22 protein-coding genes are annotated in these 22,001 nt (G+C 63.4%); 6 read left to right on the plus strand and 16 right to left on the minus strand.

The genetic code is table 11. From position 1 onward, the window contains the following. Positions 1-10: 10 nt before the first annotated feature. From dkgB to CDV44_RS17010, 5 genes are all read right to left on the minus strand, one after another. Positions 11-814 (minus strand): 2,5-didehydrogluconate reductase DkgB, encoded by an 804-nt coding sequence (gene dkgB / locus CDV44_RS16990; protein ID WP_087689069.1) that lies wholly within the window; start codon positions 812-814, stop codon positions 11-13. Positions 815-995: 181 nt separating this feature from the next. Beyond that, entirely contained in the window at positions 996-1,685 is a 690-nt protein-coding gene (locus tag CDV44_RS16995; RefSeq protein WP_170936024.1) for a GntR family transcriptional regulator, read from the minus strand. A 126-nt stretch (positions 1,686-1,811) separates the two neighbouring features. Further along, complete coding sequence (locus tag CDV44_RS17000; protein ID WP_087689071.1) at positions 1,812-2,702, minus strand: hypothetical protein; 891 nt, start codon at positions 2,700-2,702, stop codon at positions 1,812-1,814. A gap of 143 nt (positions 2,703-2,845) precedes the next feature. Then, positions 2,846-3,460, minus strand: coding sequence for an LON peptidase substrate-binding domain-containing protein (locus tag CDV44_RS17005; protein WP_087689131.1), 615 nt, complete (start codon positions 3,458-3,460; stop codon positions 2,846-2,848). 19 nt (positions 3,461-3,479) lie between these two features. Next, positions 3,480-4,418 (minus strand): LysR family transcriptional regulator, encoded by a 939-nt coding sequence (locus CDV44_RS17010; RefSeq protein WP_087689072.1) that lies wholly within the window; start codon positions 4,416-4,418, stop codon positions 3,480-3,482. A gap of 171 nt (positions 4,419-4,589) precedes the next feature. On the opposite strand from CDV44_RS17010, the gene CDV44_RS17015 reads away from it, so the two are divergent. Next, positions 4,590-5,834 carry an MFS transporter gene (locus tag CDV44_RS17015; protein ID WP_087689073.1) on the plus strand — a complete coding sequence of 415 codons (1,245 nt, stop codon included), beginning with the start codon at positions 4,590-4,592 and terminating at the stop codon, positions 5,832-5,834. Between the two features lie 94 nt (positions 5,835-5,928). On the opposite strand, the gene CDV44_RS17020 is transcribed toward CDV44_RS17015, so the two are convergent. The 10 genes from CDV44_RS17020 to gcvA all read right to left on the minus strand — a co-directional run bounded on the left by CDV44_RS17020 (position 5,929) and on the right by gcvA (position 15,708). Further along, on the minus strand, positions 5,929-6,408 hold the full coding sequence (locus CDV44_RS17020) for a VOC family protein (protein ID WP_087689074.1): 480 nt from the start codon (positions 6,406-6,408) through the stop codon (positions 5,929-5,931). A 107-nt stretch (positions 6,409-6,515) separates the two neighbouring features. Next, positions 6,516-7,559 (minus strand): low specificity L-threonine aldolase, encoded by a 1,044-nt coding sequence (locus CDV44_RS17025; protein WP_087689075.1) that lies wholly within the window; start codon positions 7,557-7,559, stop codon positions 6,516-6,518. A gap of 121 nt (positions 7,560-7,680) precedes the next feature. After that, positions 7,681-8,490 (minus strand): AraC family transcriptional regulator, encoded by an 810-nt coding sequence (locus CDV44_RS17030; protein ID WP_087689076.1) that lies wholly within the window; start codon positions 8,488-8,490, stop codon positions 7,681-7,683. Between the two features lie 48 nt (positions 8,491-8,538). After that, positions 8,539-8,931 carry a hypothetical protein gene (locus CDV44_RS17035; RefSeq protein WP_087689132.1) on the minus strand — a complete coding sequence of 131 codons (393 nt, stop codon included), beginning with the start codon at positions 8,929-8,931 and terminating at the stop codon, positions 8,539-8,541. A 74-nt stretch (positions 8,932-9,005) separates the two neighbouring features. Beyond that, positions 9,006-10,478: an efflux transporter outer membrane subunit gene (locus tag CDV44_RS17040; RefSeq protein WP_087689077.1), complete on the minus strand. Its 1,473-nt coding sequence runs from the start codon at positions 10,476-10,478 to the stop codon at positions 9,006-9,008. Continuing rightward, positions 10,475-11,407: an HlyD family secretion protein gene (locus tag CDV44_RS17045; protein WP_087689078.1), complete on the minus strand. Its 933-nt coding sequence runs from the start codon at positions 11,405-11,407 to the stop codon at positions 10,475-10,477. The genes CDV44_RS17040 and CDV44_RS17045 overlap by 4 nt, the downstream gene beginning before the upstream one ends. Further along, on the minus strand, positions 11,400-11,594 hold the full coding sequence (locus CDV44_RS17050) for a DUF1656 domain-containing protein (protein WP_087689079.1): 195 nt from the start codon (positions 11,592-11,594) through the stop codon (positions 11,400-11,402). The genes CDV44_RS17045 and CDV44_RS17050 overlap by 8 nt, the downstream gene beginning before the upstream one ends. Further along, on the minus strand, positions 11,584-13,719 hold the full coding sequence (locus CDV44_RS17055; RefSeq protein WP_249277596.1) for an FUSC family protein: 2,136 nt from the start codon (positions 13,717-13,719) through the stop codon (positions 11,584-11,586). The genes CDV44_RS17050 and CDV44_RS17055 overlap by 11 nt, the downstream gene beginning before the upstream one ends. Positions 13,720-13,860: 141 nt before the next feature. Continuing rightward, positions 13,861-14,775 (minus strand): LysR family transcriptional regulator, encoded by a 915-nt coding sequence (locus CDV44_RS17060; protein WP_087689081.1) that lies wholly within the window; start codon positions 14,773-14,775, stop codon positions 13,861-13,863. A 36-nt stretch (positions 14,776-14,811) separates the two neighbouring features. Then, positions 14,812-15,708, minus strand: a complete 897-nt coding sequence (gene gcvA / locus CDV44_RS17065; RefSeq protein WP_087689082.1) for a transcriptional regulator GcvA — start codon at positions 15,706-15,708, stop codon at positions 14,812-14,814. Between the two features lie 154 nt (positions 15,709-15,862). Here gcvA and CDV44_RS17070 point away from each other — a divergent pair, with 154 nt between their 5' ends. Next, on the plus strand, positions 15,863-16,567 hold the full coding sequence (locus tag CDV44_RS17070) for an SDR family oxidoreductase (protein WP_087689083.1): 705 nt from the start codon (positions 15,863-15,865) through the stop codon (positions 16,565-16,567). A 90-nt stretch (positions 16,568-16,657) separates the two neighbouring features. Here CDV44_RS17070 and CDV44_RS17075 read toward each other — a convergent pair whose 3' ends face one another. Next, a complete protein-coding gene (locus tag CDV44_RS17075) occupies positions 16,658-17,380 on the minus strand; it encodes a GntR family transcriptional regulator (RefSeq protein ID WP_087689084.1) in 723 nt (240 codons plus the stop codon). Between the two features lie 171 nt (positions 17,381-17,551). On the opposite strand from CDV44_RS17075, the gene CDV44_RS17080 reads away from it, so the two are divergent. From CDV44_RS17080 to CDV44_RS17095, 4 genes are all read left to right on the plus strand, one after another. After that, positions 17,552-18,313 (plus strand): alpha/beta fold hydrolase, encoded by a 762-nt coding sequence (locus CDV44_RS17080; protein WP_087689085.1) that lies wholly within the window; start codon positions 17,552-17,554, stop codon positions 18,311-18,313. Beyond that, on the plus strand, positions 18,310-19,575 hold the full coding sequence (locus CDV44_RS17085) for an iron-containing alcohol dehydrogenase (RefSeq protein ID WP_087689086.1): 1,266 nt from the start codon (positions 18,310-18,312) through the stop codon (positions 19,573-19,575). Before CDV44_RS17080 ends, CDV44_RS17085 begins: the two co-directional genes overlap by 4 nt. Positions 19,576-19,720: 145 nt before the next feature. Continuing rightward, positions 19,721-21,103 (plus strand): MFS transporter, encoded by a 1,383-nt coding sequence (locus CDV44_RS17090; RefSeq protein WP_087689087.1) that lies wholly within the window; start codon positions 19,721-19,723, stop codon positions 21,101-21,103. 46 nt (positions 21,104-21,149) lie between these two features. After that, positions 21,150-21,959, plus strand: coding sequence for a fatty acid hydroxylase (locus CDV44_RS17095; protein ID WP_087689088.1), 810 nt, complete (start codon positions 21,150-21,152; stop codon positions 21,957-21,959). The last annotated feature ends 42 nt before the right edge of the window (positions 21,960-22,001 follow it).

The following is a 22,001-nucleotide window of genomic DNA, read 5'->3' on the forward strand; positions in this document are numbered from 1 at the left end:
GCCGTCTGGCTTAGTCCCAAGCCGGGGCCAGCGAGGCCGGGTTGGCCTGACGGTCGTTGCGGTCGAGCGTCGCGACTTGCTGCATGTCGTCGTCGCTCAGACGCAGGTCACAGGCCTTCATATTACTGGCCAGATTCTCGCGCTTGGTCGACGACGGAATGACGGCATAACCCTGCTGCATCGCCCACGCCAACGCCACCTGCGCGGTCGTCGCGCCGTGCGCCTGCGCAATCTTCACCAGCACCGGGTCGTTGAGCACCTTGCCGTAGGCCAGCGTCATGTACGACGTCACCGGCACGCCTTGCGCGCGGGCGAATTCGGCCAGCTTGCGGTTTTGCAGATACGGGCTCAGCTCAATCTGGTTGGTCGCCAGTTGGTCCGGCCCGGCAATGGCAATCGCCTGCTGCAACAACGCGATGGTGAAGTTGGACACGCCGATCGCCCGGGTCAGCCCCTGCGCGCGGGCTTCCAGCAATGCGCCGAGATACTCGTCCATGGACACGGCGTTGGCGGGCGACGGCCAGTGAATCAGCGTCAGATCCACGCGGTCGGTGCCCAGCTTCGACAGGCTGTCCTTGAGGCTCGGAATTAGCTTGTCGCGGGAAAAGTTGTCGACCCAGATTTTGGTGGTGAGGTACAGATCGTCACGCTTGACGCCGGAGGCTGCCAGCGCACGGCCGATATCGGCTTCGTTCTCGTAAATCTGCGCGGTGTCGATGGCGCGATAGCCCAGATCGAGCGCGTTGGTCACGGTGTCGAATACGGTTTGGCCCTTGAGGCGGAAAGTCCCCAGACCGAATGCGGGAAGCGTCATGAATGCCATCTCCTGTCAAAACGTCGCGCCGAAAAAATCAACAACGGTTGAATGGCGCGACAAAGAACGACAGTGTGGCCCAATCGCCCGATCCCCAAAAGTCCCCGCAGTCGCACAAGATTCGTGACGTAGATTCACAAATCTGTGCAACTCAGGCTGCGGCGTTCGGGAATCGAAAGACTCAGACGGCGGCGTAATTGAGGAAACCGCCGTCCTCGCGCGCCATCGCCTTGATTTCATTGCGCGTGGCGAGGATGTGCGCTTCGAGCAGCGACACGACGGCACTCACGTCGCGACGACGGCATGCCGCCAGGATTTCGTAGTGATCTTGCTGCGGCTTCTCTTTGCCGGTGGCCTGCGACATCGCGAGATGCGAGTGACGCTCGGTGTTGAGACAGTACTCTTCGATGAGCATGCGCAACCGCCGGTTGTTGGCCGGCGCACAGAGCGCCAGATGGAATCGCCGGTTGAATTCGGCCCACTCCGACACCACTTCAGACGCGGCGTACTCGGTGAGAATCTGCTCCATCACCTGAAAGTCGCGCTCGGCCATGTTCGGCACGGCCAGCTTGGCGGCGTGGCATTCGAGCGCCACACGAATGTCGAGCAACTCGCACAACTGTTCGAGATTCATGCTCGCCACGGTCGCGCCACGGTTGAGATGGTGCGTGACCAGCCCCTCCGCTTCCAGTTGGCGCAACGCTTCGCGCACGGGCACCCGGCTCGCGTGGAATCGCTCAGCCAAGGCCTCTTGGCGCAATTGATAACCACCCGGGAGCACGCCACTCAAGATCTCGTCTCGTAGCGTGTCGCGAATAGCCTGATGAAGTGCTTGGGGTCCGGGGGGGCGCATGGCGCGATTAGAGCACATTTCCTACGGTTTTTGCGATTATGGATCCAATTCCGATTTATTGGATCCAATATACGAAATAATATTTTTATCGATATATGTCACGCATCGACGCTTGCGAATCGATGCGTGGCTTGGCGACAGGTGTTACTTCCCAGCGCGCGCTTCAGCGAGGGCGATCGTCAGGTGGGCCACCTTCTTCTTGAGTGCATCGCGCTCGGTGGTCATGGCCTTGAGCTCGTTCCCCAGACGCGTCAGCTCGTCCGGATACTGCGACGGATCGATGCTGGTGTCCCACGGCGGCGTGCCGTCGTCTTCCATCTCGTTCTCGTCTTCGCCCTTCTTCTTGCGCGGCTTGACCGGGCGCGCTTCGCGCACCTGACGGGCCAACTCGCGCAACTCCTGCTTGCCCGCCACCACGGCCGCGACCTGCGCCGCTTGGGGCAGCGTCGAGACTGCCGCCGCTGCATTGATCGACACTTCGCCGCGCTTCACGGCATCGACCAGTTCCGGTGCCGCTGCGTTATGGATCTGTTCGATCTGTCCCAGCGTATTGCTCGACAGTTTGGCCGCACGAGCCAGCGCCGCACGCGTGAGCGCCATGGTGTGCGCCGGAATGCCCGAAGCGGCCGCAGCAGCGGCGCCGTCCTGCGCTGCCTCGCCGGATGCCGAAGACGCGGCCGGGGCCTCGTCCGCCGTCGCCAGCACGGCCGTGCGGGCTTCGATAATCGTCTTCTTGCGCAGGGCCAGCACGCCGCGCTGGTAGTCGGACACGCTGCGGCGGCCCAGATGGTTGTCGATCATCCACAGGCGCACGTCGTCCATCGACTGGAACGACGGGTTCTGCGTCGTGCGGAATTCGATGTCGTGCTTGCAGCAGATTTCGTAGCGGTTGTGGCCGTCGACCAGCACGTCGCCCCACAGGACGAGCGCATCGCGGCACCCTTCGGCAAGCAGGCTCTGTTCGAGCGCCGCGTATTCGTCTGCCGTGAGCGGATCGATGTACGCCTTGAGTTCTTGGTTGATCTGGACTGTCATGGATTTTTCGTTACGGTCGCGCCGCGCGGAACATCGCCCCGGCGGGATTCACGGGACGACGCGGCGACGTGAGAGGAGAACTTTGCAGGCGGCATTATCGCCGATCAGCGAGGATGGCGACGCAAGAGAATGCCGTGATGGCGTCAGGACAACACGCCGTGATCGGTCAGAAACGCCTGAATACGGGCCAGACGGGCGACCGGATCGTCGATGCCGAGCAGCGTTTCTTTTTCGTGCGCCGGCAGCGGCAGCAACTCCGCCCAGCGATCGGCCACCCAGCCGCATTCGTCCAGCCGGTAAGGCGGCGCGAGCGGCAATTTGGCCGCACGGGCCGGGTCGCGCTGCAAGCCGGAGATCAGCTTGCCGAGCGTATCGGCGCTGACTTGCAGAGTGTCGGGAATGGCCGTAGGCGTATCGTCGGGCAGCATCTCGGCCTCGCCCATCCACAAGCCGTATTTGGCCAGTTCGACGGACGAGAGGCGAAATTTCGTCGTTCCCCGGCAGACCAGTTCGAGCAGCGCGGGCATCGGCGCGCGCCAGTCATCGATGCGCGCCAGGGTGCCGATCATCGCAGGCTCTTCCTGCGAATCGGGCAGGCGCACTTCACTGCCTTGCCGCAGCACGACGACACCGAACTCGGTCCCCTCGCTCAGGCAGCGCTTGATCATGTCGAGATAGCGCACCTCGAAGATGCGCAAATGCAGCACCCCTGCGGGAAACAGGGCGTTACCGAGCGGAAAAAGAGGGATCTTTGCCATGCCGTATGATGACATGAAGTCAAACTTGGCACCGGTCGACATTCGGCCAGCGTGCGGTCTCCTGCGCGAAGCGTTCGATCAGAAAATCGAGCAGCGCGCGCACCCTCGGCACCATGTAGCGCGTGCGATGCCGCACAGCGTACACGCCCGGTTCCTTCGCAATGTAATCCGTCAGCAGAATCTTCAATCGCCCTGCCCGTACGTCGTCCGCCGCGTCCCATAGCGTCTTGCGCACGATGCCCCGACCGTCCAGTGCCCAGCGCCTCGCCAGCGTGCCGTCGTTCGTCTCCCATGCCTGCGCCATCGGCACCGTGAACTGCCACGTGGCCTCGTGCTTGCGGAAGTGAAATTCGTTCAGCGGACCGGACGACGTCACCAGCACGATGAATTGATGCGCGGCCAGCGCCTCGGGCGCCTGTGGCTCGCCATGCCGGGCCAGATACTCGGGCGACGCGCAAAGCACGCGGCACATCGGTGCGAGACGACGGGCCACCAGCGCACCGTCATCGGGTTCGCTGAAGCGAATGGCCAAATCGACGTCGTCCTGCACGAGATGCGAGATGGAATCGGTTAGCGTCATCGACAACCGGACCTCGGGATGGCGCGCCGTGAATTCGTCCAGCCACGGCGTGAGGGTGTGCAGCCCGAAATCCGTCGACGCCGAGAGCCGGATCTTGCCGCGAATGGCGGCGCAACCCGCTTGCAGCGCCGCCTCGCCGTCGTCGATGGCCTGCAACGCCACCAGACAATGTTCGAGATACACACGCCCCTCGTCCGTGAGGCGCAACTGACGCGTCGTGCGCACGAACAGCCGCGTCTGCAACGACGCTTCGAGCTTCATCAGCCGCGCGCTCGCCGCCGCCGGAGAGAGCCCCAGCTTGCGACCGGCCGCCGACAGACTCCCGAGCGTCGCCGCTGTCGTGAACAGGCGCATATCGCCCAGCTTGTCAGTGGCCATCTGCCCGCATCCCCTGCGTTCGATTGACGCGATCTAGTTGATCTAATCGATCCATTTGCCTGTCAGATTTGAAAGTCATTCAATTATTCGCCGAATTATCAAATGTAACTCGCATCGGCAGACTTCGTCATGTTGTCCCTGCCGGGGACGTTTCGATGCCGATGATTGACCATGTCCTCTCCTTCCCCCGCGACCAGTGGCGGCCGTGCCGCACCTGTCCGCCCTGCTGACGTCCCCATCACCCCGGTCCACGCCGCCGACGCCACACCGTGGGCGTCGATGGTGGCGCTGATGCTTGCCACGTTCGTTGCCGCCGCCAACGAAACCGTACCAGCCGGCTTACTGCCGCAACTGGCCGAAGGCTTCCATGTGTCCGAAGCGTGGGCCGGTCAGTGGGTGACGCTCTGTGCGTTGGGCGCCGGGCTCGGCGCAGTGCCGCTCACGACGCTGCTCCAGCGCTGGCCGCGCCGCCGGGTGCTGACCACCGCGCTGCTCGGCTTTTTCGCCTGCAATCTAGTCACGGCGGTGTCGACGCACTTCGCACTCTCGTTGGCTGCGCGCTTCGTCGTTGGGATGGCCACCGGGCTGGCGTGGAGCGAGATCGCCACCTATGCGCGCCGTCTCGTGCCGCCGTCGCGTCAGGGCCGGGCGCTGGCGATTGCCATGCTGGGCGTGCCGTTAGCGTTGGCGCTCGGCGTGCCGATGGCCACGTGGCTCGGCCACCTGATCGGCTGGCGCTGGGTGTTCGGCGGTCTGTCGGCGTTCGCGCTGATTCTGGTCGGCTGGGTGCAACTCATCGTGCCCGACGTACATGCCGAGACAGTCGGCGAGCGCGCCCGCATCGGTGACGTGCTGCGATTACCGGGCGTGCGGCCGGTGTTGGCCGTCGTGATGCTGTGGGTCATTGCGCACTACACGCTCTACACCTACATCGCACCGTTTTTGGCATCGGTCGGCCGGGAAGACCGTCTGGCGACCGTGCTGTCGACGTTCGGCATTTGCACGCTCATCGGCCTGTGGGGCGTGGGCATGTGGGTGGATCGCTGGTTGCGCCGGCTCGTACTGGTGGCGCTGGGCACATTTGCGCTGGTGATTGTCGCGTTCAGCGGATGGGGCGAGTCGTGGCCAGTGCTCTGCCTCGGTGCCGTGTTCTGGGGCTTGAGCTTCAGCGGCGCCCCCACACTGCTGCAAACCGCACTGGGCGATGCTGCGGGGGAACACGAACACGTGGCGCAGTCGATGCTCGTGACTGTGTTCAATCTGTCGTTCGCCGTCAGCGGCGTGCTCGGGGGGGCCGTGCTCGAAACGCTCGGGGCGAAGGCCGTGCCTTGGGTGTTGCTCGGACTGGTGCTGGCGGCGTGGCTTGTCGCCTTCGCCGCGCGACGGCACGGCTTTGCGCCGCGACGCCGTCACTAAGTCGCACTTGAGGTGAACCCCGCCGAAGGGCCCGGCAGATCGCGTGAATCAGGCGCTGCCGGTGTCACTTCGGCGTGCCGGTCGCGCCGTCGCGTCAGTCCGCGGCGGCGACCGCACGGTCCAGTGTGGCGATATCGATCTTCTGCATTTGCATCATGGCTTCCATGGCGCGCCGCCCGGCGACGGGATCGCTGCCGCCGATGAGATCGAGCAGACGCTGCGGCGTGATTTGCCACGAAAAGCCCCAGCGATCCTTGCACCAGCCGCAATCCATGGCCGCCCCGCCGTTGCCGATAATGGCGTTCCAGTAACGATCGGTCTCTGCCTGATCGCCGGTCACCACCATGAAGCTTACGGCTTCATTCGGCTTGAAATTCGGGCCACCGTTCAGCCCGACGAAACGGCGGCCGACCACGGTGAAATCGACGGTCAATTCCGGCCCCACGCCGATGCCCGGGATGGGCGAAACATTTCTGGCGTCGACATGACTATCGGGAAACGTTGCCGCATAGAACTCAGCGGCCTCGCGGGCCTGACCCTGATCGAACCAAAGCATGGTGACGAGTTGTGTCATCGCTATCTCCTGTCAGACGCACGCAACCGCGTGCGCGCCCATCATAGTCCTGTCGCTGGCAGCAAACGTTCGCTATCCCAAGCCTGACGCGCTGGACTACCCCAACCTTATTTGTCGGATTCAGCGAGCGACGCCAGAAACGCATCGACTTGCCGGACATCCGTCGCCCACGATGTCACCAACCGAACCAGTGAACGGCTGGCATCGGCGCGCTCCCAGACGTAGAAGTCAAAGTCGCGCTTCATCGCTTCGATGACGGTGTCGGGCAGTATCGCGAACACCAGATTCGTGGCCGTATCCGAAGCCAGTTGATGCCCGTTGGCGACGATGCCTGCCGCTAGTCTCGCGGCCATGGCATTGGCGTGGCGTGCGTTCTGGAAGAACAGATCGTTGTCGCCGAACAGCGCCTGAAACTGAATGCCCAGCAAGCGCCCCTTGGCAAGCATCGCGCCGCGCTGCTTGAGATGGAACGCAAAGTCCACCGCCAGTTCGGGATGGCAAACGACAATGGCCTCGCCGATCAGTGCGCCCGCCTTGGTGCCGCCGATCCAGAAGATATCCGCCAGCGACGCGATATCGGCCAGCGTCGCGTCGTTCTGGTCCGAGGCCAGCGCCGCTCCCAAGCGCGCACCGTCGACGAACAACAAGAGCCCGCGTTGCCGGGCCAGTGTGGATATCGCGCGCAGTTCCGCCAGCGTGTAGACCGTTCCCGTCTCCGTGGCATTCGAGAGATAAATGAGCCGTGGCTTCGCCATGTGCGGAAAATGCGCGTTGCTGGCCAGCGCCGCTTCGATGCTCTGCGGCGTGAGTTTCCCGTCAACGGGCGGCACGATGATCAACTTGTGGCCGGTCGCCTCGATGGCCCCCGCCTCGCGCGTCACGATATGCCCGGAGGTCGCTGCGATCACGGCTTCGTGTGGCCGCAGGCAAGCGGCAATCGACACGATATTGGCAAGCGTGCCGCTGGCGACATAGTGGATCGCGCCTTGGAAGCGATCGCCCAGACGCGCCTTGATACGCGCCGTCGCGTCGGCACAGTAGTCGTCGTCGCCGTACGGGCGCTGTTGTTCGAGGTTGGATGCCGTGAGCGCGCTGAGGATGTCGGGGTGTGCACCCTCGCTGTAATCGTCGAGAAAGCTGAAAGTCGTCATACCGGGCTTCTGCCTTGGAAGAGGAACGCCCGGACGAGGGTCCGGCCGGGCACTGGACAGAAGACTACCGGCAGTTATCCAAATCGCCTTGTAAAAAATTGATCGGGGTGCCCATTGGGCATCAGAATCGCGCGGGCGTCACCCCGTAGGCCTGCCGAAAGGCCCGCGTGAAATGACTTTGATCGAAGAACCCAACGGCGTGCGCGACATCCGTCATGGGCATCTCGCGATTCGCATGCATCAGCGCCACGGCCTTTTCGAGCCGCATTCGCAGCAGCCACGCGTGCGGTGTCATGCCGATGGCGTGCTTGAACAACTTGAGAAACCGGAACCGGTCAAGGCCGACCAGACCCGACAAGTCCTCCAGCACGATCTTCTCCGCGACATGTGCCTCCACATAATCGCGCACGCGCTGCAATTGTTGTGACGACAGCGCTCCCGCGACCGCCAGCGGTGCCGGCCGCCGCATGCGGGCAAACAGCGATTCAAGTACGGAAAGCACTTGGGTTTCGCTACGCATGACGTCGCCACAAGGCTGGCGCAAGGCCGCATGGATGCCCAGCAGTTGTTCGGCAAGGCTCGCGTCCTGAAGCACGACGGCGGCCTGCGACGGGAAATAGTGTTTGCCCGTGATTTCTTCACCGAGACCCTCGAGCAAGGCCGGCGCGAGCCGAAACGTCTGGAGCGTGTACGAGGCTTCGGCGCCTGCCGTGCCGTCATGAACTTCGCCCGGCGGCATGAGCTGGATCGTGCCTCGGGTCAGCACCAGCGACTCACCCCGCATGGTTTGCCGTTGCACGCCGCTGGCGATCAGCGCGATATGACAGTCGAGATGGTAGTGAGGCGCAAAACGGAACTCGGCGAAACGCGCCGTGCCCAGCGTCAAGCCCGGAATGTCGCTCGAATGACTGTAATGCACCTCTTCTGACACCACCCGCCTCCTGCCCGCAGCCGGCCGTCCGCCATGCGCAAGCCTGCATTATGTCAGGCGCTGGACCAGCGCGAGCGCCTCCTCTCGTGTCGCAACCGCTTCATGGGCGATGCCGAACGCCTTGACCGCCGTCTCGCCCATTGCCTTGACCATGGCGCGCTGCGCGTCGTCGGGCTCGATGCTCACGAGCGCCTTGCACACTTCGGCCAGCGCCGCCTTGTTGTGCTTGAGCCAGACGGCGCGCTGCTTGCGGTCTTCGTGCGATTCGTCGCCCTTCAACTGATCGTAGACCACCACGAACGGTTCGCCGTTGTTCACGAGCGCGACCATTTCTGCTTCCCATTGGCGGGCATAGCCGGGCTCGGCGGCGTGCTGATTGAAAAGGACAAACGGCAACTCGCGAATGTCGTGGATCGAAAACATCTGTGGATCGAGTGGCATGGTCGGTAACTCCTGTTGCGTGTTGAATGAAATGCGTGAATCGAATGCATGAATGATTGCGGTATGCGGGGCGGTCAATTCACCGCCTCGCCCCATCCCGCCCCGAGCGACTTGTAGAGCGCGATCGCGCTGCGCACCTCGCCGCCCTGACTCAACGCGAGCGCATCGCGCGCATGATTTGCCGTTCGTTGCGCGGTGAGCACCGGCAAATAGCCGCTCAGTCCACGGCGATACAAGCGCGTCGCCCGGTCGAGGGCCTGCTGGCTGTCGCTCACCGCCGCCGCCAATGAAATCTGCCGCGCGCGTTCGCTGTTCAGCCCGGTGAGCGCATCTTCGACGTCGCGTAACGCCAGCCGCACGTCGCGCGCATAGGCCAGCCGTGCCGCGTCCGCCTGCGCTTGTGCTGCCGTAACACCCGCACGTGAGCGCCCGCCGTCGTAGAGCGTCTGGCTCGCTTGCAACGCTACGGACCACGCGAGACTCGCGCCCGAGAACAGGTCACTCAGCAGACTGGCCGTCGTACCAAGGCTCAGCGGAATGCTGAAGTGAGGAAAGCGCGCGGCCTCCGCGACACCGATCCGTGCCGTCGCGGCAGCCAACCTGCGCTCGGCGGCGCGCACGTCCGGGCGCTGACGCATCACCTCCGACGGCATCGACAACGGCAACGACGGCGCGACAGGCAATCGTGGCGACGGCTGCGCCAGCACCTCTCGCCAGTCCCCAGAGAAGCCGCCCGTCAGCACACCGATGGCATGGCTCAGCCGAGCGACTTCGGCGTCCAGTTGTGGCGGCAACGCTTGCGCCGTCTCGCGCTCGGCGCGCGCCTGCGCCACGTCGGCCGACGTGCCGAGGCCATGCGCCAGCGCCCGTTCGGCAAGCTGCTCCCCTTGGCTCAGGTTGCGGATGTTTTCCTGCGCAATGGCGAGCCGCGCCTGCACCGTGCGCAACATGGCGTAGTCGGCGGCGAGCTCAGCAAGCAAGCTCACCTGTACCGCGTGCGCGTCGTCGGCCACCGCATCGATTTGCGCGTCGGCGGCTTCCACCGCGCGGCGCGTGCCGCCGAAGATATCGAGCTCCCAACTGGCGTCGAAGCCTGCTCGCCATGTGCGCGATCCACCAATGCCGGGCGGCCAGTCGAGGCGTTCGCTGGAACGCAGCGCTTGCCCGACACCGCCGACCGAGACTGTCGGCCCAAGTCCGGCGGCGATCTGAATGCGCTCGGCTCTCGCTTGGGTCAGCCGTGTTCGGGCAATCGCGAGATCCTGATTGCCTGCCAGCGCGGCATCGACCAGCCGGTCAAGTATCGGATCGTTGAACGATCGCCACCACGTGCGCAGTTGATCCTGCTGGGCAGCACTGAATGCGCCGCGCCCATCGTGCCCCTGTTGCGCTTCATGCCATTGCGACGGCACATCGATATGAGGGCTGCGGTAGTCGGGACCGAGTGTCGTGCAGCCTGTCGCCAGCACGGCAAGTGATGTGGCAAGGACCCTCGCGCGCAGCGGCGGAGGGCGCCGGGAGCCGTTCGAAATCAAGACAGCGCTCATGACATCCACCGCATCAGCAGACTGGCCAGCGCGCCTTTCGGTGCGGCGCCCTGCCCTGACGAGCCAACATCGACGCTGCATGTCATGCCAGCGGCCAGTACGATCCCCGGCGGCACGCGGTCGATGGCGACGCGCACAGGAATGCGCTGCGCCAGACGCACCCAACTGAACGTGGGCTCAACACTCGGCAGTCCCTGCGAATCCGGACGCTCGTTAGCATCGGTGATGCCGCGCCCGATGCTCGCAACGTGGCCGTCAATCAGATCATCGAAGCCCATCAGCCGGATGCGTGCCGGTGCGCCCGGGCGAATGCCCCGCAGTTTCGTCTCTTCGAAATAGCCCGTGACCCAGAAGCTGTGGGCGTCGAGCAACGCAATGCTGGCGTGTCCGGCAACAGCGTAATCGCCCGGCCGCAAACGCAAGTGAGTGACGTAACCGTCGACCGGCGCGCGCAATTCGGTGCGCGCAAGATCGAGTCGCGCGACGTCGAGCGCAACCTGTGCCCGGCGTTGATCCGCCACGGCAATCGCCACCGCCTGACCCGCGCGCTGAATCTCTTCGCCGGGCACGAGATCGTCCATCCCGCGCCGGCGTCGAGCGTCTTGTTGCTTCTGCTGCAAGACGGCGCTCGCCGCGCCCAACTGCGCCTCGGCCTGCGCGACGGCAAGTCGAAAACGCTCGGGATCGACGCGATACAACACGTCACCGCGCTGCACAAACTGATTGTCGACGACGGCCACGTCCTGCACGGTGCCGGAGATTTCCGGCGCAATGCGCACGACTTCGGCACTGACGCGCCCGTCGCGCGTCCATGGCGCGAGAACGTAAGCGCGCCACAGTGCAACGACAAGAACCACCGCCAGACAAAGCGCGACCAAGGTGCCCGCCGCTTTCGCGACCGGACGGAACCACAACGCACGATTAGACATAAAGCATCAAGACAGAAACCAGACAGAGGGAAATGGCGAACTCGAAGAGCGCCGGATGCCAAACGCGCCGCAACACGCCGGTGCGCGCAAGGACGAAGCGCACACCGAGGAAAAGCGGCACCGCAACGCAGGCATAAACAAAGAACGGCGGCAAATAGATGCCCGCCACGGCAACTTCACTGAGCATGGGTACGCCCCGGAGGCAACGTTGAGAAATATCTGGCGTGAGCGTCGAGCAAGTCGGCAATATCGGTCAGCGCGGCTCGCTCGCCGGCGACACTTGCCGCGTCTGCCTGCGCCACGCAAAGACGTCGAGCGGCATTACGTGCGTGACGTGCAGCCCGTGACGGATCGTCTGCGCGGCGCGCCATGCGCGCGAGGGCCGTCGCGATGATCTGGCGACACAAGGCATCACCACCGTTGCGTTGCAACCACGCGCGCAGGCGATGAATTTCGCGCCCGAGATGCAGGCTGGCCAGCGCATCCGCAATCGCCCGGTCCATGGCGTCCGGCTGCGTCTTGAGCAACGCCCCCAACTGCGCAATCCGATGCTGTTGCCGGCGTTGCCAGACGTGTGAATTGTGTGAGGCGGCCGCATGACTTCCCACGCGCAACAACTTCACGGCCTCATCTCGAATGCGCGCTCGCAGGCGTGCGATGTCGCGAGGCAACTGTCGCGGCAGGAACAGCCGGAAGCCCATCCATGCGAAGAGCGTGCCCAGCACCCACGCAATCGACCAATTCAGAAACAACGCGACGTCGTAGTGCATTGGGTTGTCGGCCCCCGTCAACGTGTTGAAGCCAACGAGGTACGCCAGCGCGGCAAGACCATGCTGCGGCATCGTCGTCGCGTAAATACCGGGCAGCCAGAACAAGGCCAGCACGACGAGCAACAGCGGCAGGCCTTCGATGTGCGGCAGTACGACGAACGCGCAGACAAACGCCGCCGGCACCGCGATCACCGTGCCCTTGACGAACTGGAACGCCCCGGCCGCCGGGTTGGGTGCCGTCGCAAGCAACGCACAGTAAGGTGCAACGATCAGCAGCATCATGTCGCCGTGCGGCCAGCCCGTGACGATCCAGAACGCGCCGGTGCAGACCAGTGTCAGCATGGCGCGCAGGCCGTTTTGCCACGCGGCGCGAAGGTCGCGATGGAAATGCACGGGGCGTACGAGGGACATGAGGGGCACGGATGTCCCCGGACGCGTTCGACGCAGCGACGTGAGGCCATCCAACGCGGCCAGATAGTCGTCAATCTGTTCGATCAGCCGGTCGACGGCGATGTGAAGCGCCGGGGGCGTCGATGACGTGACGCTCGACGGCGCATCTCGCGTTGCCGATAGACGCGCCCGCGCAGTGCGCAGGATGTCCACCGCTTTTGGCAGGCCGGTTTCACTCGCTGCCACGGCCTGCCCGGCTTCGCGCCACGTGGTGGCGAGCATGGACTGCATGCCGCGCCAATGCTGCGAGTGCTGCCAGTGCCGCGATTGATCGCGCTCGCGCTCCGTCGATGGCGCACCACCCGCCAGCGCCGCAAAAAGCGAGGCCATCGCGTGTCGCACGGCGTCCGCGCGATGGGCAAGATCGGACGATTCGGCCTTGCCGAGCGACAGCAAGTCGTCGACGCCGTAAATTTCCGCCATCAGTTGCCGACGGGCCGGTGCGATCCGTGACGTCGTTGCGCCGCTCGCGTCTGCGCTGCCAGCGTCATGCTGGGTGGCCAGCGCCTCGGCAACATTGGCCGACAAGCGGCCCAGCAACGCGTCCAGCTTGCTGCGCACACTGCGTCGGCTGAACAATGCCGACACCAGCCCCAGACACACGACGCCGACCATGACGGTCGAGCCCCGGCCGATCACATGCTCAAAAGTCAGTTGCGGATGTTGAAGTGCGCCGAACGTTGCCAGCCCGACCGTGTAGCCTGCGACCACCACGCCTGATGCCCGGAAGTGCCGGAGCAGCGTCATGCCCGCCACACAAAGCCCGAGCCACAGGCCGAAGCCCAGCAGAAACAGCCATGGCATCTGCCCGAACGCGCTCATGAGCAGCACCGACACGACCATGCCCCCAAGCGTGCCGAGCACACGCCACGTCCCCTTGCCGATGACGGCGCCCTGAATGGGATTGATGACGAGCAAGACCGTCGATGCCGCCGAATACGGCATCTCCAGTTCCAGCGCATAAGCGACGACGAGCGCGAGCCACGCGGCGAGGATGGACCGTAAGACGTAGGTGGCGCGCGGCGAACTGAGATCGAACCGCCCGAGCAAAACCAGTAATCGGCCGGTCAGGCGGCCGGGCAGTGTTGCCACGGCATTAGTCGCCGTCTGCGATGACGCGGATTGCACGATGACCCTTTACCGAAGTGATGTTGATCACCACTGTAGGGGTCACCGCCATGCTGCGAAAAGTGACTTGATTGGAATTGACGAGTGCATCAGACGCAATGATTCTCAGACGGCAGCGGGCAGATCCCCGCATAGCTCGCGAATCGTGCGGCGCAGCCACTGATGCGCCGGATCCGCCTGAAAGCGCGGGTGCCACGCCTGCGTGAGCACCACGGTCTCCAGCGGCACCGGCAGATCGAACGCGCGAATGCGCATGCCCGCCGAGACGGCGCTCTGGGCAAGATCGGACGGCAACGCCAGCAACAAGTCCGAGTCTTGCAGCGCAAACAGTGCCGTGAACGGCGTCGAGACCACTAGCGCCACATGACGGCGAAGGCCGAGCCCGTCGAGTGCCGTATCGATCGGCCCCGCAAACTTCCCTCGCCGCGATACCCCGATATGCCCCCAGCGAGTGATTCGCTCGGGCGTAATGTCCTCGTCGAAGATCGGGTGATCGTCGCGCGCGATGCCCACAAAGCGCGTGGTGAACAGCGATTGCACCCGGATTTCCGGTCCGAGCTGGCGCGAGGCGCTGATGAAGAGATCGATGCGTCCACTGCGCAACGCTTCGTCGTCGATGTCGTCCTCTTCGGGGGCGAAACGCAGCATCGCGCGTGGCATTTCGTTGGACATCGCTTCGAGCAGGCGGCCCGAATGCATGCCGACGAAGATATCGTTGGCGCGCACGTTGAAGCGCCGCTCCAGCGTTTTCAGATCGACTTCCGCACTCGGCGAAAGGACCTGTGTTGCCTGCTCGACGGCCAGCCGGACCTGCTCACGCAACGCCAGCGCGCGTGGCGTCGGTACCAGCTTGCGACCGGCCTGCACGAATACCGGGTCGCCCAGCGTTTCGCGGATACGACTGAGCGTGCGGCTCATCGCCGGCGGGCTCAGATGCATGCGCCGGGCGGCGCCCACGACGCTCCCTTCCTCCAGCAGAATGTCGAGCGCGTGAAGCAAATTCAGATCGGGGTAGGCCATGGCAGGTGAGTGTTTTCGATTGCGTTTGGCGAAATCCTAACCCGCGAAGCGTGTCTCCTGCAAAAGCCAATCGCGCACATTCGCCACCTGCCCCGCGTGACGCTGGCGACGCGGCGACACGATGTAGAAGCCCGCGCCCGTGCGCAATTCGGTATCGAAGAGGCGTACGAGCCGCCCGGCCGCGACGTCCGGGGCAACAAAGTCCATGTGAGCGAGGGCCAGCCCCTGCCCGGTGACAGCGGCGTCGATCGCGAGTGCGGTCTGGTTGAATCGGATGTTTTTCGCGACCGAGGGAAGTGACTTCGGCATCGCCTGATCGAGGAACTGCGGCCACGCGTTGTGCGCATCGTGCAGCAAGGCGTGGCCGTGAAGCGTGCCCGCAGGTCCGGGATGCCCGGCGGTAGCGAGCAATTGCGGGCTGGCGACGGCGACCTGCACTTCTTCGAACAGCAACTCCACACTCACGCCGCCACCGAACGGCGGCCGGCCATAGCGCACGGCGAGGTCGACGGCGTCGGCCTGAAAATGCGACAGCCGGTCGGTCGCGAGAATGCGCAGATCAATGTCGGGATGCGTGGCGAGAAACGCCGGAAGCCTCGGAATCAGCCACTTGGCCGCGAACGTCGGCGTCACGCTGATCGTCAGCCGAAGCGGCTCCGGCCGCAACGCCTGCGTCGCTTCGCTGAGCACTTCGAACGCTCGGCGCACGCTGCTGGAATAGCGTCGGCCATTCTCCGTGAGCGAGAGTGTGCGCGGATGGCGCTCGAACAACTTCATGCCCAACTCGGCTTCCAGTCCCCGAATCTGTTGCGCGACGGCGCCCTGCGTCACGCCCAATTCCTCGGCGGCAATACGAAAATTCAGATGCCGGCTCGCGGCCTCGAAGGCGCGCAAGGCATTGAGCGATGGGAGACGGCCAAACGCTTCGGACATGGTGTAGTTTTTCTACTGTATCAAGCGTTGAAATCTGGTGCATCGACCAGGACGTGGGATGTTACGCTTTCACCCGTGGATTTCGTGAATTTCTTGGGTTATGAGCGTCGGGACGCCATGATGGCTGCCGCCGATGCATCTGGAGGATAGCAGCATGACTGTAGAAAAAGTGGCGTTGGTGACCGCCGGCGGTAGCGGCATGGGTGCAGCGGCAGCGCGCCGGTTGGCGGCAGACGGTTACAAGGTCGGCATTCTGTCGTCGTCCGGCAAGGGCGAGGCGCTGGCCGCCGAGTTGGGCGGCGTGGGGGTCACGGGCTCAAACCAGTCGGTGGAGTCGCTACAGCAACTGGTCGATGCCGCCGTCTCGCGTTGGGGCCGTATCGACGTGCTGGTCAACAGCGCCGGGCACGGTCCGCGCGCGCCGATTCTCGAGATCAGCGACGACGACTGGCATCGCGGGATGGATACGTATCTGATGAACGTGATTCGTCCGACGCGGCTGGTGACGCCGATCATGCAGAAGCAGCAGGCGGGCGCGATCATCAATATCTCGACGGCTTGGGCCTTCGAGCCGAGCGACATGTTCCCGACATCGGCCGTGTTCCGGGCGGGGCTCGCATCGTTCACGAAGCTGTTTGCCGACAAGTACGCGAAGGACAACGTGCGCATGAACAACATCCTGCCCGGCTGGATCGACAGCCTGCCGCAACAGGACACGCGCCGCGACAGCGTGCCGATGCAGCGCTACGGCAAGGCCGAGGAAATTGCCGCAACGGTGGCGTTTCTGGCGTCGGAAGGCGGCGGCTATATCACCGGCCAGAACCTTCGCGTGGATGGCGGACTGACGCGCTCGGTGTAAGCCTCCCTCGTGCGCACGAAAAAGCCCCGCCATGTCTTGTCATGGCGGGGCTTTCTTTATGAGGCGGCGTATTGACGTTCCCGATAGGCGCTATGCCCGGTCGCCCAGCACTGTGGCACGCGTGAATTCCTCGATGTTGTCCAGCAGCGCGTCGAGCGCTTCACCCGCCCGCTTCACTTCTCCGGCGGCAATCGCTTCGGCCACTTCGGCGTGCAGACGCGCCATCGTCGGCAAATCGGCCGCTTCCTTGTAGTGGTAGTACCAGAAACGGCGTGACAGGCCGTGCAGCAAACGCATCGCACCTTCGGCGAATTCGTTGCGCGCAGCAACCAGACACAACTCATTGAAGTCGCGGTCGGCCCGGACGAACTCCACATCCTTGCCGCTGCGTGCAGAACTCTTGAATTCCTTCGCCAGACGCGTGAAATGCTCGCGCTGTTCGGCAGTCGCCTTCTTCGCGGCGCTTCTGGCGATCAGCCGTTCCACTTCGCGCCGTGTTTCCAACAGCCGCAACTGCTTGCCCACATCCATCGGCGGCACGAGCAGCCCGCGCTGCGGCAGCACCACGATCAGATGTTCGCGGGCCAGCCGCTGAATCGCCTCGCGAATCGGCGTGCGGCCAAAGCCCGTCATTTCGCTCAACTGCAACTCCGACATGGTCGAGCCCGGCGCGAGCCGCAGCGTCACGATCGCCTCTTCAATCCATTCGTAAGCGCGATCGACCATGTGACCGCGAGGGATCGCTTCCACGCGCGGATCCGGCGTTGCCGCTTCTGCTTTTTCCTTACGTGGTGTCGCTTTTTTTGTCGCCATTGGGTCGGGGTTCAGAGCAAATATTAATTGTATATCACTTGCTTCTACGTCCTCTCCCGACGCCCCTCCCCTGCGCTACTCCGGGCTTTCCCGGTGTTCGTACTGCTTGCTCGATCAAGCTGATATGCTATTATTCATCAACTAATATATTACTCAAACAAAAGGCTTGTCATGGAGATTCGGCGTGTAGGAACGCCCGACGGCTTTCCGGTGGTGGCCCTGCACGGTATTCAGGGGACGAACGATTCCTGGGTGCCGCTGGCGACCGCGCTCGGCGACGCTTTCGAGTTCATTCTCCCGAATCTGCCCGGTAGAGGTGATGCGGCATTTCCGACTTCTGCAAAGGCGTGCAGCGCGGACGCGTTCGCGCAGCTCGCCGGTGACGTCATCGCACAGGAAATCGGCGCTCGCCCCTACGTGCTGGCCGGCTGGAGCATGGGCGTGTCCGTCATCTTCGAACTGATGGCACAACTGGCGAATGGCACAGCACGACACGCGCCGCCGGTGGCCGTCATGCTGATGTCCGGCACCGCGCAATTGAATGAAGTGCGCTGGTTCGAGGCGTCCGAAGAGAGCGCGCTACGCGACGAGATACGGCAGCGGGAGATCCGTCTGGGGCTCAAACGCGCGGCTCACCCGCAGGTGGTGGCGTGGACGTGGCAGGCGCTCAAACCTGTCTCGCATCTCGCGCATCTGGCATACGTCACCATGCCCGCGCTCATCGTGCATGGCAGCGAAGACGAAGACTGCCCCGTCGCGCATGCCTATCGCATGCACGAGGGTATCCGCGACGCGACGCTGCACGTGATCCCCGGCGCGCGCCATTCCCTCCTGACACAGAACACGCAAGCCGTCGGTGCCGCCGCGCGAGCCTTTTTGACCGGGCACAGTGCGGCATCGCAGCCGTCGGCCAACCAAGAGGAAAATTCATGAGAATCGATGACTGCATCCACTTTTGCGCGCCCTCCCGGCTCATCATCGAACTGGGCTATCGCCGCAAGCTTCCCCAACTGCTGCACAGTCTTGGCTACCGCCGGGGCCTGCTCGTCACCGACCGCTTCTTCGCCGACAAAACGTCTTGGGTGAGCGAATACGTGGCAGCGTGCGAACGCCTTGGGGTCCACATGGATGTCTACGCCGGCGGCCAACCGGACCCCACCACCGACCTATGCGATCAGGCAACCGTTGAACTGCGCCGTATGCTCGACGGGCTATGCCCCGACCATGTGGTATCGCTGGGCGGCGGCAGCAACATCGATCTGGCCAAAGCGTTGTGCGTCACGCTCCCCGACGGGCGCCCCATTCGCGGCTTCGGCGCGGGTGTCACCAGTGACTCGCCTGTCATCGACCATATCTCGGTGCCGACCACCGCCGGCACCGGCTCGGAGCTCACGCCGGGCACCATTCTGTTCGACCCGGCGACCGGCATCAAGACGGCCGTGATGGACAACCGCCTGCGCCCCGTCATCGCCGCCGTCGACCCCGAACTGACGTTCACCTGTCCGCCCAAGGTCACGGCCGAGTCCGGCATCGACGCCCTGACGCATGCGCTCGAATCGTTCGTCACGATCGACTCCAGCCGGTTCGACCGCAACGGCAGCGCCGACCCGGGTTACAGCGGCCGCAGCGGCCTCACGATGCTCTTTGCCCGTGAGTCGATCCGGCTGGCGGCCGCGTATTTGCTGCGCTGCTATGAGAATGGCAACGACGTGGAGGCGCGCGTCGGCATGTGCTACGCGAGCGTCTATGCCGCGATGTCTTACGGCAGTGCGGGGCTCAACGCGGTCCACGGCATTGCTTACGGGGTTGCAGCCCTCACACACAAGTCTCACGGCGCCACGAACGCGGTGGTGCTGCCATATGCCATCGATCTCTTGCGCGAATCGCGCCACGCCGAGTTGCTGGAAGTCGCCCGAATGTTCGGCATCGACGACGCCGATGACGTGCAAGCCGTTCGCGCGCTGCCCCGCCTGCTGCGCGATCTCGTCGGCAAGTTGGGCATCCCCACCGATCTCAACGCATTCGGCATCGCGCGTGCATCACTGAAAGACCTGCTCTCCGATTCACTCGGCGTGACTCGGTTGGCCAAAGCATTCCCCATCGGGAATATCGAAGAAGGCTATGCGCAAATCATCGACAACGCATGGCAAGGAGCGCTTCGAGACGAGAAGGCAGAGAGACTGACAGCCGCCTGATTTCGACGAATCGACTCGATTCGCGCTTTCACGGCTGCCCCCGCAAAGACACTACACATCAACGACCCGACCACCGGCCGCTTTGCGTCTCGATGTCTAATATGTTAGTTGATTATCAGCAACATGTATTGGAGGAGACACCCCTATGAATATGTCCGCAGCCGCGTCGCGGCTAGGTGTTGACGTGGTCGCCCGGCTTGAGCGGCTACCGATGACCCGTTATCAGCGCAGTCTTTTCTCGATCATTGCCACGGCTTGGTTTTTCGACTCGATGGATCTCGGATTGATGACGTTCGTGCTTGGCTCGATCAAGGCAGAGTTCGGTCTGTCCGCGTCGCAAGCCGGGCTGCTTGCCAGTTCAAGCTTCCTCGGGATGTTTGTGGGTGCTGCGACAGCGGGCTTGCTGGCCGACAAGTTCGGCAGAAAACCGATCTTCCAGATCAGCATGATTTTCTGGGGTGTCGGCAGCCTGATGTGCGGCTTCGCGCACAACGTCGATTCGCTGATGTTGTACCGCGTGCTGCTCGGCTTCGGCATGGGCATGGAGTTCCCGATCGGCCTGTCAATGGTGTCGGAGATCGTGCCGGCCAAGAGCCGTGGCAAGTATGTGGCCATTCTGGAGGGCTTCTGGCCCATCGGCTTCATTGCTGCGGGCGTATTCGCCTACTTCATGCTGCCCGTGATCGGCTGGCGCGGCATCTTCATCGCGTTGGCGGTCCCGGCGGTCTTCGTGTTCGTCATCCGGCGCATGGTGCCGGAGTCGCCCCGCTGGCTGGAAGACACCGGGCGCATGAAAGAAGCGGCCGACGTCATGAATCTCATCGAAGCCAAGGTGGAAAAGGCCTACGGGCACAAGCTGCCCGAGCCGGTCATCACCGCAAGCGCGCCGCGCGTTCAGTCTGATCGCAAGGCGCTCTTCGCCGAGATCTGGCGCGGCATCTATGCCAAACGCACGGTCATGCTGTGGACCACTTGGTTCTTCTCCCTGCTCGGTTACTACGGGCTGACGACGTGGCTCGGCGCGCTGCTGCAACAAGCCGGTTACGAGATCACCAAGTCGGTGCTCTATACCGTCTACATCTCGCTCGCCGGCATTCCGGGCTTCCTCTTTTCTGCATGGTTGCTGGAGAAATGGGGACGCAAGCCGACGTGTGCCCTGATGTTGCTGGGCAGTGCCGTGGCGGCCTATCTGTATGGGCAGGCAGCGGGCCACAAAGCGCCCATCGAGCAGTTGATCGCTGCGGGTCTCATGATGCAGTTCTTCCTCTTCGGCATGTGGTCCGTGCTGTACGCCTACACGCCCGAGCTCTACCCCACCCGCATGCGCGCCACCGGTTCCGGCTTCGCGTCTTCCATCGGACGCGTCGGGTCGCTGGCCGGCCCCTTCGCCATCGGTGTGCTGCTGCCGACGTGGGGCCAGACGGGCGTATTCACCATGGGCGCCCTCTCCTTCGTCATCGCCGCGCTGGCCGTGCTGTTGCTCGGCGTCGAAACCAAGGGGCGATCGCTGGAGGACGTGTCGCATTAGTCGCGCACTTGTTAATTTTTCATCGTTCAAACGCAGGAGACTCGCCGTGATTACCGAGCGTCAATTGAAGTTCAGAGAGCAGTACAAGTCCGATATCAGCCCGATGTACAACGGTCTCCTGCACATCGTCGTGATGTACATCGTGGCCATTGGTGCAGTGACTTACGCGGTAAGCCGGTTGCAGCAGCCGACGTGGGAATGGTTGTTGATCGTGCCGGTGTTTTTGGCGGGCAACTTCGTCGAGTGGTTCATGCACCGGTTCGTGATGCATCGGCGCGTGGATGTCTGGGGTTTGCGCGAGATCTACAACCGCCATACGCGGCAGCACCACCAGTACTTCACCGATCAGTTGTCGACGATCGACACTACGCGCGAATTCCGGATCGTGTTTTTTCCGTGGCGTGTGCTGATTACGCTCGGGGTGGGCGGCGGCGTCTTCGGCTACGTGACTTCGCTGATTCTGAACACGAATGCGGGCTGGATGGTTTTCCTGACGATGGTCGGCCAGTATGTGATCTATGAGACCTTTCACTATTGCTGCCACTGTCACGAGAACTGGTTCGTGCGCAACATGCCGTTCATCAATACCATTCGCCGCCATCACACCGCTCATCACAACATGGGCATCATGATGAAATACAACATGAACCTGACGTTTCCGATTGCCGACTGGTACATGGGAAGCAGCGATTTGCGGCGCGGTTTGCTCGGCCATCTGTTCAACGGCTATAGCGAGAAGCACATTAAGGCGGAGCTCAAACCCATCATCGCGAAGTTCAGGGACGATCACTCTCAGGTCACGCTCGATGGCCCGATCCTTACGGAGGAAGAGCGCAAGGCGATGACAGCTTTCTGAGCGCACGGCTTTGGTAGAATCTGGCGCACACCGAGCGCTAGA

Source organism: Pandoraea sp. PE-S2R-1, assembly GCF_002179865.1.
Classification (GTDB): domain Bacteria; phylum Pseudomonadota; class Gammaproteobacteria; order Burkholderiales; family Burkholderiaceae; genus Pandoraea.